The sequence below is a fragment of the Sphingomonas sp. LT1P40 genome (assembly GCF_036663835.1).
Lineage (GTDB): Bacteria > Pseudomonadota > Alphaproteobacteria > Sphingomonadales > Sphingomonadaceae > Sphingomonas.
Genome location: NZ_JAXOJT010000002.1, coordinates 943,472 through 956,896, shown reverse-complemented (window position 1 = coordinate 956,896; position 13,425 = coordinate 943,472). Strand labels below are relative to the sequence as shown.

Annotated in this window: 14 protein-coding genes; 6 read left to right on the top strand and 8 right to left on the bottom strand. The window is 65.1% G+C overall.

The genetic code is table 11. From position 1 onward, the window contains the following. Positions 1 to 237 precede the first annotated feature (237 nt). Positions 238 to 1,425: an acetyl-CoA C-acyltransferase gene (locus U1702_RS16270; RefSeq protein ID WP_332726221.1), complete on the bottom strand. Its 1,188-nt coding sequence runs from the start codon at positions 1,423 to 1,425 to the stop codon at positions 238 to 240. 72 nt (positions 1,426 to 1,497) lie between these two features. On the opposite strand from U1702_RS16270, the gene U1702_RS16265 reads away from it, so the two are divergent. From U1702_RS16265 to U1702_RS16255, 3 genes are all read left to right on the top strand, one after another. After that, positions 1,498 to 1,749: a hypothetical protein gene (locus tag U1702_RS16265; protein ID WP_332726220.1), complete on the top strand. Its 252-nt coding sequence runs from the start codon at positions 1,498 to 1,500 to the stop codon at positions 1,747 to 1,749. A gap of 152 nt (positions 1,750 to 1,901) precedes the next feature. Further along, positions 1,902 to 2,645, top strand: a complete 744-nt coding sequence (locus U1702_RS16260; RefSeq protein WP_332726219.1) for a prepilin peptidase — start codon at positions 1,902 to 1,904, stop codon at positions 2,643 to 2,645. Between the two features lie 5 nt (positions 2,646 to 2,650). Further along, positions 2,651 to 4,057 (top strand): coniferyl aldehyde dehydrogenase, encoded by a 1,407-nt coding sequence (locus tag U1702_RS16255; protein WP_443026862.1) that lies wholly within the window; start codon positions 2,651 to 2,653, stop codon positions 4,055 to 4,057. On the opposite strand, the gene U1702_RS16250 is transcribed toward U1702_RS16255, so the two are convergent. The 6 genes from U1702_RS16250 to U1702_RS16225 all read right to left on the bottom strand — a co-directional run bounded on the left by U1702_RS16250 (position 4,054) and on the right by U1702_RS16225 (position 9,061). Further along, complete coding sequence (locus tag U1702_RS16250; RefSeq protein ID WP_332726217.1) at positions 4,054 to 4,749, bottom strand: glutamine amidotransferase; 696 nt, start codon at positions 4,747 to 4,749, stop codon at positions 4,054 to 4,056. The two genes, U1702_RS16255 and U1702_RS16250, sit on opposite strands and share 4 nt — an antisense overlap. Before the next feature lie 66 nt (positions 4,750 to 4,815). Continuing rightward, positions 4,816 to 5,118, bottom strand: a complete 303-nt coding sequence (locus U1702_RS16245) for a hypothetical protein (protein WP_332726216.1) — start codon at positions 5,116 to 5,118, stop codon at positions 4,816 to 4,818. A 71-nt stretch (positions 5,119 to 5,189) separates the two neighbouring features. Next, positions 5,190 to 6,593, bottom strand: coding sequence for an NAD(P)H-dependent flavin oxidoreductase (locus tag U1702_RS16240; protein WP_332726215.1), 1,404 nt, complete (start codon positions 6,591 to 6,593; stop codon positions 5,190 to 5,192). Positions 6,594 to 6,661: 68 nt separating this feature from the next. Beyond that, positions 6,662 to 7,798 (bottom strand): glycosyltransferase, encoded by a 1,137-nt coding sequence (locus tag U1702_RS16235; protein ID WP_332726214.1) that lies wholly within the window; start codon positions 7,796 to 7,798, stop codon positions 6,662 to 6,664. Between the two features lie 32 nt (positions 7,799 to 7,830). Beyond that, a complete protein-coding gene (locus U1702_RS16230; RefSeq protein ID WP_332726213.1) occupies positions 7,831 to 8,172 on the bottom strand; it encodes a hypothetical protein in 342 nt (113 codons plus the stop codon). 16 nt (positions 8,173 to 8,188) lie between these two features. After that, positions 8,189 to 9,061 carry an alpha/beta fold hydrolase gene (locus U1702_RS16225; protein WP_443026855.1) on the bottom strand — a complete coding sequence of 291 codons (873 nt, stop codon included), beginning with the start codon at positions 9,059 to 9,061 and terminating at the stop codon, positions 8,189 to 8,191. Between the two features lie 18 nt (positions 9,062 to 9,079). Here U1702_RS16225 and U1702_RS16220 point away from each other — a divergent pair, with 18 nt between their 5' ends. The 3 genes from U1702_RS16220 (at position 9,080) to U1702_RS16210 (ending at position 12,211) form a co-directional block, all read left to right on the top strand. Continuing rightward, the gene (locus tag U1702_RS16220; protein ID WP_332726212.1) at positions 9,080 to 10,486 is read left to right on the top strand and encodes a protein adenylyltransferase SelO family protein; all 1,407 of its coding nucleotides are present in this window, start codon (positions 9,080 to 9,082) and stop codon (positions 10,484 to 10,486) included. 70 nt (positions 10,487 to 10,556) lie between these two features. Further along, entirely contained in the window at positions 10,557 to 11,972 is a 1,416-nt protein-coding gene (astD, locus tag U1702_RS16215) for a succinylglutamate-semialdehyde dehydrogenase (RefSeq protein WP_332726211.1), read from the top strand. A gap of 68 nt (positions 11,973 to 12,040) precedes the next feature. Beyond that, on the top strand, positions 12,041 to 12,211 hold the full coding sequence (locus U1702_RS16210; protein WP_332726210.1) for a hypothetical protein: 171 nt from the start codon (positions 12,041 to 12,043) through the stop codon (positions 12,209 to 12,211). A 138-nt stretch (positions 12,212 to 12,349) separates the two neighbouring features. On the opposite strand, the gene U1702_RS16205 is transcribed toward U1702_RS16210, so the two are convergent. Beyond that, positions 12,350 to 13,363, bottom strand: coding sequence for a helix-turn-helix domain-containing protein (locus U1702_RS16205; RefSeq protein WP_332726209.1), 1,014 nt, complete (start codon positions 13,361 to 13,363; stop codon positions 12,350 to 12,352). Positions 13,364 to 13,425: the final 62 nt, after the last annotated feature.

The window sequence follows — 13,425 nt, the reverse complement described above, 5'->3', positions numbered from 1 at the left end:
CGAACCCGTCGCGTCGCGGGCGTTTCCGCCCGCAAAACCCGCTTTTTCGTCAAGTGCGTCTGGGCAACCGCCTTGCGAATCGCCCCTAGGGCGTATCGACATTCAGTTCAGGTGGAGTCGAAAAGGGTGATTTTCGAGCACCGGAGCGCGTGCTTTCGGCACGTGAGCACCGGAGCCCAAAAACCAATCAGGCAAATCGCGCTTTGCAGACCCGCATGGGCTGAATGTCGATATGCCCTAGTTCAGCAGCTCCACCGCCATAGCCGTCGCCTCACCCCCGCCAATGCACAACGACGCCAGCCCGCGCTTTTGCCCGCTGTTCTGCAGCGCCGCCAGCAACGTCGCCACGATCCGCGCGCCGCTCGCGCCGATCGGATGGCCCAGCGCGCACGCCCCGCCATTCACGTTCAGCACGTCATGCGAGATCGACAAATCACGCATCGCGATCATCGCCACCGCCGCGAACGCTTCGTTCACCTCGAACAGGTCGACATCGCCCAGGCTCCACCCCGCGCGGTCCAGCGCCTTGCGCATCGCGAACACCGGTGCCGTGGTGAAATGCGCGGGCAGATGCGCGTGACCGGCATGCGACACGATCTTCGCAATCGGCGTCAGGCCCAATTTCTCCGCCACCGACAGCCGCGTCAGCACCAGGGCCGCCGCACCATCCGAAATCGACGATGCATTGGCGGCGGTGATCGTCCCGTCCTTGGCAAAGGCGGGCTTCAGCGTCGGGATCTTTGCCGGATCGGCCTTGGACGGCTGCTCGTCGATCGACACCGTGACCACACCCTTGCGCGTCTTGACCTCGACCGGCACGATTTCACGGTCGAACCCGCCCGATGCCTGCGCCTTCTGCGCCCGAATCAGGCTGGCGATCGCGAAGTCGTCCTGCGCCTCCCGCGTGAACTGATATTCGCGCGCCGTTTCCTCGGCAAACGTCCCCATCGCGCGGCCCGGTTCGTAAGCATCCTCCAGCCCGTCGAGGAACATATGGTCGAACAGCCGGTCATGCCCGATCCGCGCCCCGCTGCGGTGGCGCAGCGACAGGTACGGCGCATTGGTCATGCTCTCCAGCCCGCCCGCGACGATCATGTCGGCCGACCCGGCGGCCAGCGCCTCCGCCGCCATGATCGCGGCCATCATGCCCGATCCGCACATCTTGTTGACCGTCGTCGCCTCGACATGGTCGGGCAGCCCGGCCTTGCGCGCCGCCTGCCGCGCTGGCGCCTGGCCCAGCCCGGCGGGCAGGACACAGCCCATATAGATGCGGTCGATCGCCTCACCCTTCAGCCCCGCACGCTCGACCGCGCCGCCCACCGCCGCCGCGCCCAGGTCGGTCGCGGTCGCATCGGACAGCACACCCTGCATGCTGCCCATTGGCGTGCGCGCATAGGAAACGATGACGACGGGGTCAGTGGACATGATGGCCTCTCCGGGAGTTACGCTTGGGCGCGATCTAGGCGCGGGTCAGTGTAAATGCAAAAGAGGCATCCGATGGAATTGCTCGACATCCTGAAATGGTTCGCCTCGATCAGCGGCATCATCGCCGCCTTCATGGTCGCACTCGACCACGGGCGAAAGACCACCGGCTGGGGCTTCGCCCTGTTCGTCGCCTCCAGCATCGCCTGGATCACCGGCGCACTGCTGGACGACGAAACGGCACTTCTGTCCCAGAATCTGGTGCTGTTCGGCATCAACATCTTCGGCGTCTATCGCTACCTCATCCGAAAGAAGGTCGATGCGTGACCCCGTTCAATTCCTCCCCCGGAGGGAGAGGGGGACCAGCGAAGCTGGTGGAGGGGTAGCTCTCCACCAGGCGACGCCGCTTGACGAAACTACTCCTCCGTCATCGCTTCGCGATGCCACCTCCCCGTGCCGGGGAGGAATGAATGCACACCATGCCTGACCTCCTCTGGCCCCTTTGCCTCGCCGTTCTCGGCCTGATCTTCGGCAGCTTCATCGCCACGGTCGCAGTGCGCTGGCCGCAGGGCCGCAGCGCGCTCAAGGGACGATCCGCCTGCGACGCCTGCGACAAGACGCTCGGCGCACACGAACTCGTGCCCTTGCTCAGCTATGCGTTACAGCGCGGGCGCTGCCGGGGCTGCGGCGACAAAATCCATTCCGGGCATCCAGCGGTCGAAATCATCGGTGCATTGGTCGGACTGGCAGCAGGTATGGTCGCCCCCGGCTGGGAAAGCGTGGCGGGCGCAATCTTCGGCTGGCTGCTGCTGACGCTCGCCGCGCTCGACCTGATGGCGTTCTGGTTGCCGAACATCCTCACCGCCGCACTGGCCGCGACTGGCATCGTCGATGGGCTGTTCTTCGAACCCGGCTGGCTCGACCGCATCGCTGGCGGGGTCATCGGGTTCGGACTGCTCTACCTCGTCGCCTTCACCTACCGGCATGTGCGGGGCCGCGACGGGCTGGGCGGCGGCGACCCCAAGATGTTCGGCGGGATCGGGCTGTGGCTGGGCGCATCGATGCTCGCCCCCGTCCTGCTGGTCGCCAGCGTGACCGGGCTGGCGGTCGCACTGGCGCTGCGATTCTCCGGACGCGAAATGAAGATGACAAGCCGCCTGCCACTCGGCACGTTGCTCGCCGTCGCGGCATTTCCGACGTGGCTGTATCAGGCGGGATTATGACCGACATGCGCGACATTCTCGACCGTCAGCGGGCGGCATTCATGGCGGAACTGCCGGTGTCGATCGCGGTGCGCAAGGACCGCCTCACCCGCGCCGTCGCGCTGGTCAAGGACAACGCCACGCGCTTCTGCGACGCGCTGTCCGAGGATTTCGGCCATCGCAGCCCGCAACAGTCGATGATCACCGACATCGCCGCCTCGGTCTCCCCGCTCAAACATGCCATCGCGAAAGTCGATGGCTGGGCAAAGCGCGAGAAAAAGCCGGTGATGTTCCCGCTCGGCCTGCTCGGCGCAAAGGCGTGGGTGGAATATCAGCCAAAGGGCGTGGTCGGCATCATCTCGCCATGGAATTTCCCGGTGAACCTCGTGATGTCCCCGCTGGCGGGCGTGTTCGCGGCGGGCAACCGCGCGATGGTCAAGACCAGCGAATTCACCCCCGCCACCGCGGCGTTGTTCGAGGAACTGGCCCCCAAATACTTCGACCCCACCGAGCTCGCTTTCATCAGCGGCGGGCCGGATGTCGGCAAGGCGTTCGCGTCCTTGCCCTTCGACCACCTCCTCTTCACAGGTGCCACCGCCATCGGCCGTCACATCCTGCACGCCGCCGCCGATAACCTCACGCCGGTCACGTTGGAACTGGGCGGCAAATCGCCCGCGATCGTCGGCCGCTCCGCCAATCTCGCTCAGGCGACCGAGCGGGTGGCGATGGGCAAGATGCTCAACGCCGGCCAGATCTGCATCGCCCCGGATTATCTGATGGTCGCCGCCGAACAGGAAGCCGCCGCCGTCGATGGCATCGTCCGCGCCGCGACCGCGATGTACCCCTCGCTGCTCGCCAACCCGGATTACACCGCGATCATCAACGACCGCCATTTCGAGCGCCTCACCGCCGCGATCGACGATGCCCGCGCCAAGGGTGCGGAGGTGATTTCGGTCAACCCGGCGAACGAGGATTTCGGCGCATCCAACGCCCGCAAACTCCCGCTCCACATCATCCGCAACCCGACCGACGACATGATCGTGATGCAGGAGGAAATCTTCGGCCCCGTCCTGCCGGTGCGCAAATATGACAGCATCGACGGCGCGATCGCCGAAGTGAACCGCCGCGACCGCCCGCTCGCGCTCTATTATTTCGGTGAGGACGACGCCGAACGCCGCCGCGTGCTCGACACCACCATCTCCGGCGGCGTCAGCCTGAACGACACGATCTTTCACGTCAGCATGGAGGAATTACCGTTCGGCGGCGTCGGTCCATCGGGCATGGGCGCCTATCACGGCGAACCCGGCTTCCGTACCTTCAGCCATGCGAAAAGCGTGTTCAAACAGTCGAAGCTCAACGTCGCCAAACTCGGCGGGCTGATGCCGCCCTACGGCCCCAAGACCGACGCGGCGGTCAAACGCCAGCTCGGCTAAAGCCCAGTCAGCCACTCCGCAACCATCGCCCGTCCCGCCGCAACCGCCGCCGCGCCGTGACGGTCATGCTCCGCGCGCAGTTCCGCAACCGTCAGCCCGCCCTGCTCGACATAGTCGTCGGCACCGTCCAGCCACTCCTCGAACCGTGCATCCTCGCCCATCTCAGCATGGAATTGCAGTGCGAGCAGCTCCGGCCCCCGGCGAAACGCCTGATGGTCGTACTTGCCGCTCGACGCCAGCAACTCGACCCCCTCGGGCAGCGGAAACGTGTCGCCATGCCAGTGCAGCACGGGCACCTCCGCGACATGCCGCAATGGCGAATCGGCCCCCGCTGCATTCAGTTCAATCGGCGAGAAGCCAACCTCTTTCACCGGCCCGGGATAGACCTTCGCCCCCATCGCCTGCGCAATCATCTGCGCCCCCAGGCAGACACCCAGCGTCGGCAGGCCCAGCGAAATGCGACTGGCCAACCGGTCGATCTCGCAATCGATCCACGGATGCTCCCGCCGTTCATACACGCCCATCGGACCCCCCATCAGGATCAACAGGTCCGGCGTGTTGAAATTGACGCGGTGGAAATCCGGATCGGTCACGTCGATCCGGTCTAGCGCATAGCCCGCCGCCTCCACCGGCTCGCGGAAACCGGCAATGCCTTCATAGGGGGTGTGGCGGATAATCAGGCCGGTCTTCATATCGCCAACCTAGCGCCGCCTCTCGCAGATGCGAACAAGCGTTGGTTGCGTCGGGTCAAGCCGCAATCACCGCCATTGCGGCCACCAGGTAATGAGAACGCCGTTTCGTTCGCCCTGCGGTATCGCCAGACACTTCGTCGGCTCGTCGTGGGTGCGCGCGACCCGATAGCGCCGCAGCATGCGCCGCACCGTGTCCACCCGCCGTGTCCGCAAATCCGGAGCAGCTTCCGGTCCGAGCGCGCACAAATAGGCGCTCGTATCGCGACGATAGCGTTCCATCGTGCGGAGCGCGGCCAGCACTTGCGCGCGCGCTTGCCGGGTCATCACCGGCGACCCAGCCGGAAAGTCGATAAAGGCGGGCGGGATCAATTCGCTGCGGGCGTCGGCCGCGCTTGGGATGGCAAGCGCCACGACCCCGCATGCCATCGCCGCCGCGCGCATCAGTCGCCGGTCAGGATGCGATCGACCAACTGCTTCACCGTCGGCACGAACCCGTTGGAATAGAACGGGTCGCGCTTGAAATTATACGCGGCATGCCCGGCGAACATCAGATTCTGGTCGGTATCGCCGCCGTGCGCTATGTCCTGCAGCGTCTTCTGGATACAGAAGCTGCGCGGATCGGCAAGGCGACCGGTCGAATTGGTCTCGCTGTCCGCCCAGCTCGAAAAGCTGCACTGGCTCAGACACCCCATGCAGTCGGTCTGATCCTTACGGATCATCTGCTTCTCTTCGGCCCCGACGAAAATCAGCGTGTTGTCGGGTGTCTTAAGCGCATCGGTAAAGCCAAGACCCACCCATTCGCGGGCATGCAGCAGGTCGTTGCGCGTCACCCAGAAATTCTTGCCCTTCACGCCTACGTCGAGCTGGAAGCTGTGATCCCCGGCCTCTTCGCGCGAATAGGCGATCTGACGCGCCGAACGTCCCTCCAGGCTGCGCAGGAACGGGTTGAGCACCGCCGACGAATAGAAACCAGTCGGCGAAAACCGATGGAGCAGCACGTCGCCCTCCTCGATTTCCATCAGCTTGGTCTTCCAGCCCTCGGGAATCGGCGATTCCTGAGTCAGCAGCGGGCGCGTGCCGAACTGGAACGCGATCGTCCCCAGCTCGGGATTATCGATCCAGTCGCTCCAGTCGCGCAGATACCACACGCCACCGGCCATCACGATCGGCACGTCGTCGGAAATGCCACCCTCGCGCATCACGTCACGCAATTCCTTGACGCGGGGATAGGGGTCCTGCGGCGCGCGCGGGTCCTCGGCGTTGGACAGGCCGTTATGCCCACCCGCCAGCCACGGGTCTTCGTAAACGACCGCCGCCAGCCATTCCGCCGCCTTGGAATAGGCCCGCTTCCACAGCGCGCGAAATGCGCGGCCCGAACTGACGATCGGCAGATAGCTGACGCCATAGGACGCTGTGATCTCGGACAGCTTGTACGGCATGCCCGCACCGCACGTGACGCCAGCGACCATGCCGCGCGTCCGCTCAAGCACGCCGTGCAGGATGCGCTGGGCACCGCCCATTTCCCACAGCACGTTGATGTTGATCGCGCCCTTGCCCCCGGCGATCTCGAACGCGCGCTTCACCTGCTCGACCGCGCCGTCGATGGCATAGGCAATCAGCTCTTCGTGCCGCTCACGCCGCGTCAGCGCGCTGTAGATTTGCGGGATGATCTTGCCCTCGGCGTCATAGCTGTCGGCATTGACCGCGCTGACCGTGCCGATGCCCCCGGCGGCGGCCCACGCCCCTGCCGACGCATGGTTGGTTGCCGCCACACCCTTGCCGCCCTCCACCAGCGGCCACACTTCGTGGCCGTTATAGACGATCGGCTTCAAACCCTTGAACAAGACTTCCTCCGGACGAAATTGCGCGTCATTTAGCTACGTTCCGCGCGTCAAGCGAGGATAATCCGCCCTCAGCCCAATACGCCGGGCCGGTTAATAGCTGCGGCATAGAGCGCGGCATAGGCGGCAATCATCGCCTTTTCATCGAACAATTCGCGCGCACGCGCCTGATTCGCCTGGCCCACATAGCGCCGCGCATCGGGATACCCCGCCAGCCGTTCGATCTGGTCGCGCAAATGAACCGGATTCCAGTCGGGCGCGATAAAGCTCTCATTTTCGGGCGCGATCATCCGCGCGACGTCGCCCACCGGCGTCGATGCGATCGGCAGCCCCGCCGCCATCGCCTCCATCACCGAAATCGGCTGCTGCTCGCTCTTCGACGACAATGCATAGATATCGAAGAGGCCGATATAGCGGTGCGCATCGGGTACGAACCCGGCGAGCAGCACCGTCTTTTCCAGCCCCATATTCTCGATCGCGTCAGCAATCGCCTCGCGTTCCGGCCCCTCGCCAACGATGACGAGCTGCGCCCGCGTTTTCATGCCGCCCATCGCGCGGACCAGCATGGGCAAGTCCTTCACCGTCCGCAGCCCCGCCAGCGTACCCACGACGACATGCCCCGGCAGTCGCTTGAAACCGGGAAGCGCGCGGGGGTCCGGCTTCTTGGCATAGGCCGCGACGTCGATGCCATTGGAGATGCGGTGGATGCGCTCAGCAGGCTGCTTCCACGCCTTCACCGCCACCTGCTCCAGCCGATGCGACGGCACCACCAGCGCATGCGCGGCGGGCAGCGCAAGCCGACGATAGACGTTGCGCACGGGGTTCAGCCGCACCGCTTCGTCGGCGTTGAAACCATCCTCATGATGGATCACCGGCGGCATGTTCTTCGGGAATACCCGCCGCGCCATCACCCCGTCGATCGCCCCCCAATTATAGCTGAGGACCAGATCGAACCGCGCCATATATTTGGCGATCGCCTCGTAGCGCGCGACCGATGGTTTGCCGGTCAGCGGCGGCGGGTTCTGCGCGATCTCGTAGCGGATGCCCGGCGCGATGGCCTCGCGCGCGCTGACGGCGTCCGGCACGCCGGACACGACCACATGCTTCGCCCGGTCGCCGAACGCATTCATCAACCGGACGGCACGCGCCTCCTTGCCGCCCAAATCGAAGCTGGAATGAAGGTGTAGGATGTTGAGGGGAGCGGCCATCACTGCCGCATAACCCCTTTACATCGCCCCGATCAATTCCCGCCGATCTTGTTGTAAAGAACCACGATCTGTTCGTTCTGCGCCTTGACTGTCGCCGCATTGGGCCCGGCGGTGATGATCAGCACCCATTGCGGGAGGTCGCAGCGGATGACGGTGGTGGTCTCGCTGCCCGGCGTCACCAGCCAGCTGCTCAGGGTGTCGCCGCCGCTGGCCATCCCCAGCGTCAGGGCGACCGACTTTGCGCGTTCCCGGCACACATCGGTCGAGTGATTGCGCACCGCGCCCTTCGACCAGATATGCGTGCGAACCTGCGCCGCCGCCCCGGTTGCCACGATCAACGCTGCGGCCGACGCCGCGATTCCCCAGATCTTCATGATTCCCCCCTCTTGCTTACACTCGTTCCAACAGCCGCCCGATCGCCATGACCGCTTCCGGTTCGTTCAGGGTGGGCGCGTGCCCGGTTTCGGCAATCGTCAAAAGCTCGCACCCCGTTACCCGTTCGCGCATCGCAGCCGCCGTCGCGCCGGACAATATGTCAGACCGCTCGCCGCGCACCACCAGCAGCGGCTTGCCCTTCAGGCCGTCGAAGGCGCGCCACATATCCGGCCCCGCCTCGTTCCCCGGCACGCGGAACGGCTCGGCGATCTTCATGTCATAGTCGAGGACGATGCGACCCGCGCTGTTAAGCCGGTACAGCCGCTTCGCCATCGCCAGCCAGTCCTCGATATCGTAACCGGGATAGACGTCGGCGTTGCTCTCGGCCACGGCGCGCGCGGCATGCATCCAGGTGGGGTGCCAATTGGCCTTGCCGACATAGCCACGGATGCGCCCCAACCCCGCGCTTTCGATCTCCGGCCCGACATCGTTGAGCACCGCGCCCGCGATCCGGTCCGGGTTGGTCGACGCCATCAGCATCGTCAATATGCCGCCCAGCGAAGTGCCGATCGCCACGAACCGGTTCAGCTTCAACTCACCGATCAGCGCCTCCAGATCCTGAAGATAGGTCAGCGGCACATAGGTCATCGGGTCCTTGGTATAGCCGCTTTCGCCGCGCCCGCGCAGGTCGACCGCAATCACGCGCCGCTCGCCCGCGAAGCGCGCCGCCAGCGCCTCATAGTCACGCGCATTGCGCGTCAGGCCGGGAATGCACAGCAGCGGGACTTGCGCCGCGTCGCCCGGATAATCGCGATAATGGAGCCGCAGCCCGTCGCCCGACCACCAATAGCCGTCGGAAAATTCGGGCAGGTTGCGCGCTGTTGCCATCGCCCCCCATATCGCCGCATGCCCGACTTCCCGCAAGCGCCGTCCTACCGACCCGATCCCGCGGTCCTGAAACTTGGCGGCGATTTCTACGATCCGGTGGCGGCGGCGGACTTTCCGCAGACCGTGCTGCGCTTCCGCAACGATCGCGCGGCTGCTCAAGTCGGCCTCGAAGTGCTGGATGACGCCGCATGGCTCCGCCACTTCGGCCGGTTCGATCCGTTACCGGACAATCTGCCACAACCGCTGGCGATGCGTTATCACGGGCATCAGTTCCGTACCTACAACCCCGATCTGGGCGACGGTCGCGGCTTTACCTTTGCCCAGATGCGCAATTTCGACGGCGACCTGTTCGAGCTCGGCACCAAAGGCTCCGGCCAGACGCCGTGGAGCCGCGCCGGCGACGGTCGGCTGACGCTGAAGGGCGGGGTGCGCGAAATACTGGCGAGCGAGATGCTGGAGGCGCTCGACGTCCCCACCTCACGCAGCTTCTCGCTCATCGAAACCGGCGAGGCGCTGGAGCGCGGCGACGAACCCTCCCCCACGCGCTCGGCGGTGCTGGTGCGCATGAGCCTTGGCCATATCCGCATCGGCACCTTCCAGCGGCTCGCTTACTTCCGTCAGGAGGAAGCGATGCGGCGGCTGGTCGATTACTGCCTCGACGAGATGGTGCTGGTCGAAAAGGACGCTGATCCAGTCGCGCAACTGCTCGAACTGGTCGTTGCCCGCACCGCTAACCTCGCTGCCAGCTACATGGTCGCGGGCTTCGTCCATGGCGTGCTCAACACCGACAACATCAACGTGATGGGCGAGAGTTTCGATTACGGCCCGTGGCGCTTCGCCCCGACGCTCGACCCCGGCTTCACCGCCGCCTATTTCGACCATGCCGGGCTCTACGCCTATGGCCGCCAGCCCGACGCGATCCTGTGGAACGTTGCTCAGCTCGCGGTGGCGCTGCGCACGATCAGCGAAGCACCGCCGCTGATCGAAAAACTGGAAAAGTTCGAGGACAATTACCGCCTGTTCCAGCAATTCCCGCTCCAGCGCCGCCTCGGCATCCTGACTAGGGACCGTAAATCCGATCCGGACCTGGGCTGGCGGTTGAAGGAAGCGATCGATCGCGCGTTGATCGCGACACAGGCGTCCATCGACCGCTTCTACTATGATGCCTATGGCGGTAAATTACCCGAGAGCTACGGCCCGGAATGGCACGATGTTCGCAACCTGCTGGCTGAATACGATCCCATCCCCGAAGGCCGCGGTCATCCCTATTTCAGCGATGGCGAACCCTGTTCGATGCTGATCGACGAGGTCGAGACGATCTGGTCCGCCATCGCCGAACGCGACGATTGGGCACCGCTCCATGCCAAGGTCGCGGCGATCCGCCGACTGGGCGAGGCACTCGACGCGGGCGGCAGATATTGGTGAACTAGAATCGTCTGCCGTCTTGGTGCTAGAGCGACGCTATTCTCAAGGGCTCAGCCAAAAGAAAGAACGAATGCCCGGACCCGAAATTATCTCAACCGAACCTGCCACCGGTGCCGTCCTCTGGCGCCAGCAATCGGGCGATGTCGACATCGAAGTTGCGAAGGCACGCGCCAGCTGGGCCGACTGGGCCGCGCGTCCGCTCGCCTATCGGATTGAGGCGCTGCGGCGCTTTGCGAACGTCGTGCGGCAGAAATCCGACGCCTTTACCGACCTGATCGCGCGCGAGACCGGCAAACCGATCTGGGAAGCGCGGACCGAGGTCGAAACGGTGATCGCCAAGGTCGATATCTCGGTCACCGCCTTTTCCGAACGCACCGGCCAGCGTCGCGTCGATGCGCCGATGAACACGCGCCTCGCGTTGCGGCACAAGCCGCACGGCGTGCTTGCCGTCCTCGGCCCGTATAATTTCCCGGCGCATCTGCCCAACGGCCACATCGTCCCCGCCTTGCTCGCGGGCAATGCAGTGGTGTTCAAACCGTCCGAAAAGACCCCCGCCTCAGGTGCCTTCCTGGTCGAGTGCTTCCACGCCGCCGGCGTCCCCGAAGGCTGTATCCGCCTGCTCATCGGCGGGCCGGACGCGGGCAAGGCACTCGCCGCGCATGACGGGATCGACGGCCTGTTGTTCACCGGTTCGGCGCGCACCGGCATCGCGCTCAACCGCGCCTTCGCGTCGAAGCCAGAGAAGATCCTCGCGCTGGAGATGGGCGGCAACAACCCGATCCTCGTATGGGACACGCCCGACATCTATTCCGCCGCCGTGCTGGTCGTGCAATCGGCCTTCACCAGCGCGGGCCAGCGCTGCACCGCCGCGCGCCGCCTGATCGTCGATCAAAAGCTGTACGATCCGCTGATCGAGGAAGTGAACAAGCTGATCGGTCGCCTCATCATCGGCGAACCCCATGCCGATCCCGCGCCGTTCATGGGGCCGGTGATCGACAACGACACCGCCGATCTGCTGACCGAAAGCTTCCTCGAACTCTCCTTCATGGGCGGCCGTCCGCTCAAGCATATGGAGCGTCCGATCGAGGGGCGCCCGTTCGTCACCCCCGCGATGATCGACATGACCGATGCCAAGGAAAAGCCCGATGTCGAACTGTTCGGCCCGATGCTTCAGGTAATCCGTGCCAAGACGTTCGAAGAGGCGATCGCGGAGGCCAACAACACCCGTTACGGTCTGTCCGCCTCGCTGGTGAGCCAGGATCCCAAGCTCTACGACCAGTTCTGGGCGAACATCCGCGCCGGCATCGTCAACTGGAACCGCCCCACCAACGGCGCGAGTTCGTCGGCCCCGTTCGGCGGCATCGGCTGGTCGGGCAACCACCGCCCCAGCGCGTTCTATGCCGCCGATTATTGCGCCTACCCCGTCGTATCGTCCGAAGCCGAACAGGCGCGCGTGTCGATCGGGATCGGGCTGCGCGACGGCTGAGGAACGCCGCGTAACCATTTGCGACGAAACGCAGGAACTCGAATCGGGCGTGCGTGATTATGTGACCCGTGACCGACAAGCCTTCCGCCAAACCGATACCGCGCCGAGCCCTCCGTCTGCACGAGGAGGCCAGCAACTGCCTGGCCATCGCGGTTCGGCAAACCGACCGCGCCTTTGCTGCCGACCTGATCGACGAAGCGCTGCGGCTGGCCAAGCGGGCACGCGAACTGGCAACCTGACGCGCGCGGACCAGCGGCTGACACATGCTCAATAGTCCGACCTCTATTCAGCACGACATCGGCCCCGTTATGCCACCGGAGCAATCTGGGATCAGGGCCGCGTCGCGGCTCTGGCGCCGCACGTGACGGATGGGGGATTCAAGGGGTCCGTTGCGCGCGGCGCATCGCGCGGTACTCGCCCGGCGTCATGCCATAGCGTTCGCGGAACAGCCGACCGAAATGCGCAGCGTCGCAAAAACCCCAGCGCTCGGCCAGCGCCACCACCGGTTCAATGGTCCCCGCGTCGCCCAGCAAGGCATGAACGCGATCCAGCCGCCGCGTGCGGATACAGGCGGCGATCCCGCCTTCTTCCACAAACAGACGATAGAGGGTCGACCGCGAGACACCGAGCGCACGCGCGATGTTCGCGGCGGTCAGGGTCGCCGAACCCAGCCGCGCGTCGATCATCGCCAGCGCACGCTGTTTCAGCGTCCGGTCGATCGCGCTGCCCGGCACCTCGATCGACCGCCCCTCCATCGCCAGCCCGATGGCGAGCAGGTCGAGCAGCACGCCCGCCATGCGACCGCCCTGATCGACGGGAATATGGGGTGCCAGCAATTGAAGCTGTCGCATCTGCGCGCGCAGCATCGCCGATCCGGCGGGCGACAGGACCGCACCGTGGAGCGCACGAACCGGTCCCAGCGCCGCTTCCGCCACATGGCGCGGCATCAACAGGAGCGATGTCTCCGATGCTTCGGAAAAATGCGCCGATGGTTGGGCGAGGTCGAGAAACAGGCTGCCGCTGCCGTGCGCCGAGAAGCCATCGTCACTGGCATCGCCGTCCGCGCGTCCGGCAAAGCGGACGCTGACCGCCAGCCAGTCGACCCCGTCCGCCCGCGCCATCGCCGCCGTCCGGCTCCAGCTCTGCGAACAGATCGACGAAAAGCCGATCTGCAGCGGCCCCATCGCAAAACCGGCCGCCTGCGCAGCAAACGGCTCGTGCGGGCGCGTGTCGAACAGGCTGCCGAATGTCGAGGGGCGTGAATGCCACGCGTCATAGCGTTCGCGCGCCTCGATATCGCGCGTCGAAAACCGTTGTACGCTGATCGTCTGTTCCGCTGGCATCAGGGAAGGTTTAACCGCAATGCCGTTGATGAACAGTGCTTTATCCATGGCTGTTACGGCGCGACAAGTTCCACTTCCGCCCCCCCAAGCAACCATCGGTTGCTGCGGAC

Bases quoted from the DNA above. Each gene is read 5' to 3' on its own strand.
- U1702_RS16270 (WP_332726221.1), bottom strand. From the start codon at position 1,425: ATGTCCACTGACCCCGTCGTCATCGTTTCCTATGCGCGCACGCCAATG.
- U1702_RS16265 (WP_332726220.1), top strand. From the start codon at position 1,498: ATGGAATTGCTCGACATCCTGAAATGGTTCGCCTCGATCAGCGGCATC.
- U1702_RS16260 (WP_332726219.1), top strand. From the start codon at position 1,902: ATGCCTGACCTCCTCTGGCCCCTTTGCCTCGCCGTTCTCGGCCTGATC.
- U1702_RS16255 (WP_443026862.1), top strand. From the start codon at position 2,651: ATGCGCGACATTCTCGACCGTCAGCGGGCGGCATTCATGGCGGAACTG.
- U1702_RS16250 (WP_332726217.1), bottom strand. From the start codon at position 4,749: ATGAAGACCGGCCTGATTATCCGCCACACCCCCTATGAAGGCATTGCC.
- U1702_RS16235 (WP_332726214.1), bottom strand. From the start codon at position 7,798: ATGGCCGCTCCCCTCAACATCCTACACCTTCATTCCAGCTTCGATTTG.
- U1702_RS16230 (WP_332726213.1), bottom strand. From the start codon at position 8,172: ATGAAGATCTGGGGAATCGCGGCGTCGGCCGCAGCGTTGATCGTGGCA.
- U1702_RS16225 (WP_443026855.1), bottom strand. From the start codon at position 9,061: ATGGCAACAGCGCGCAACCTGCCCGAATTTTCCGACGGCTATTGGTGG.
- U1702_RS16220 (WP_332726212.1), top strand. From the start codon at position 9,080: ATGCCCGACTTCCCGCAAGCGCCGTCCTACCGACCCGATCCCGCGGTC.
- astD (WP_332726211.1), top strand. From the start codon at position 10,557: ATGCCCGGACCCGAAATTATCTCAACCGAACCTGCCACCGGTGCCGTC.
- U1702_RS16205 (WP_332726209.1), bottom strand. From the start codon at position 13,363: ATGGATAAAGCACTGTTCATCAACGGCATTGCGGTTAAACCTTCCCTG.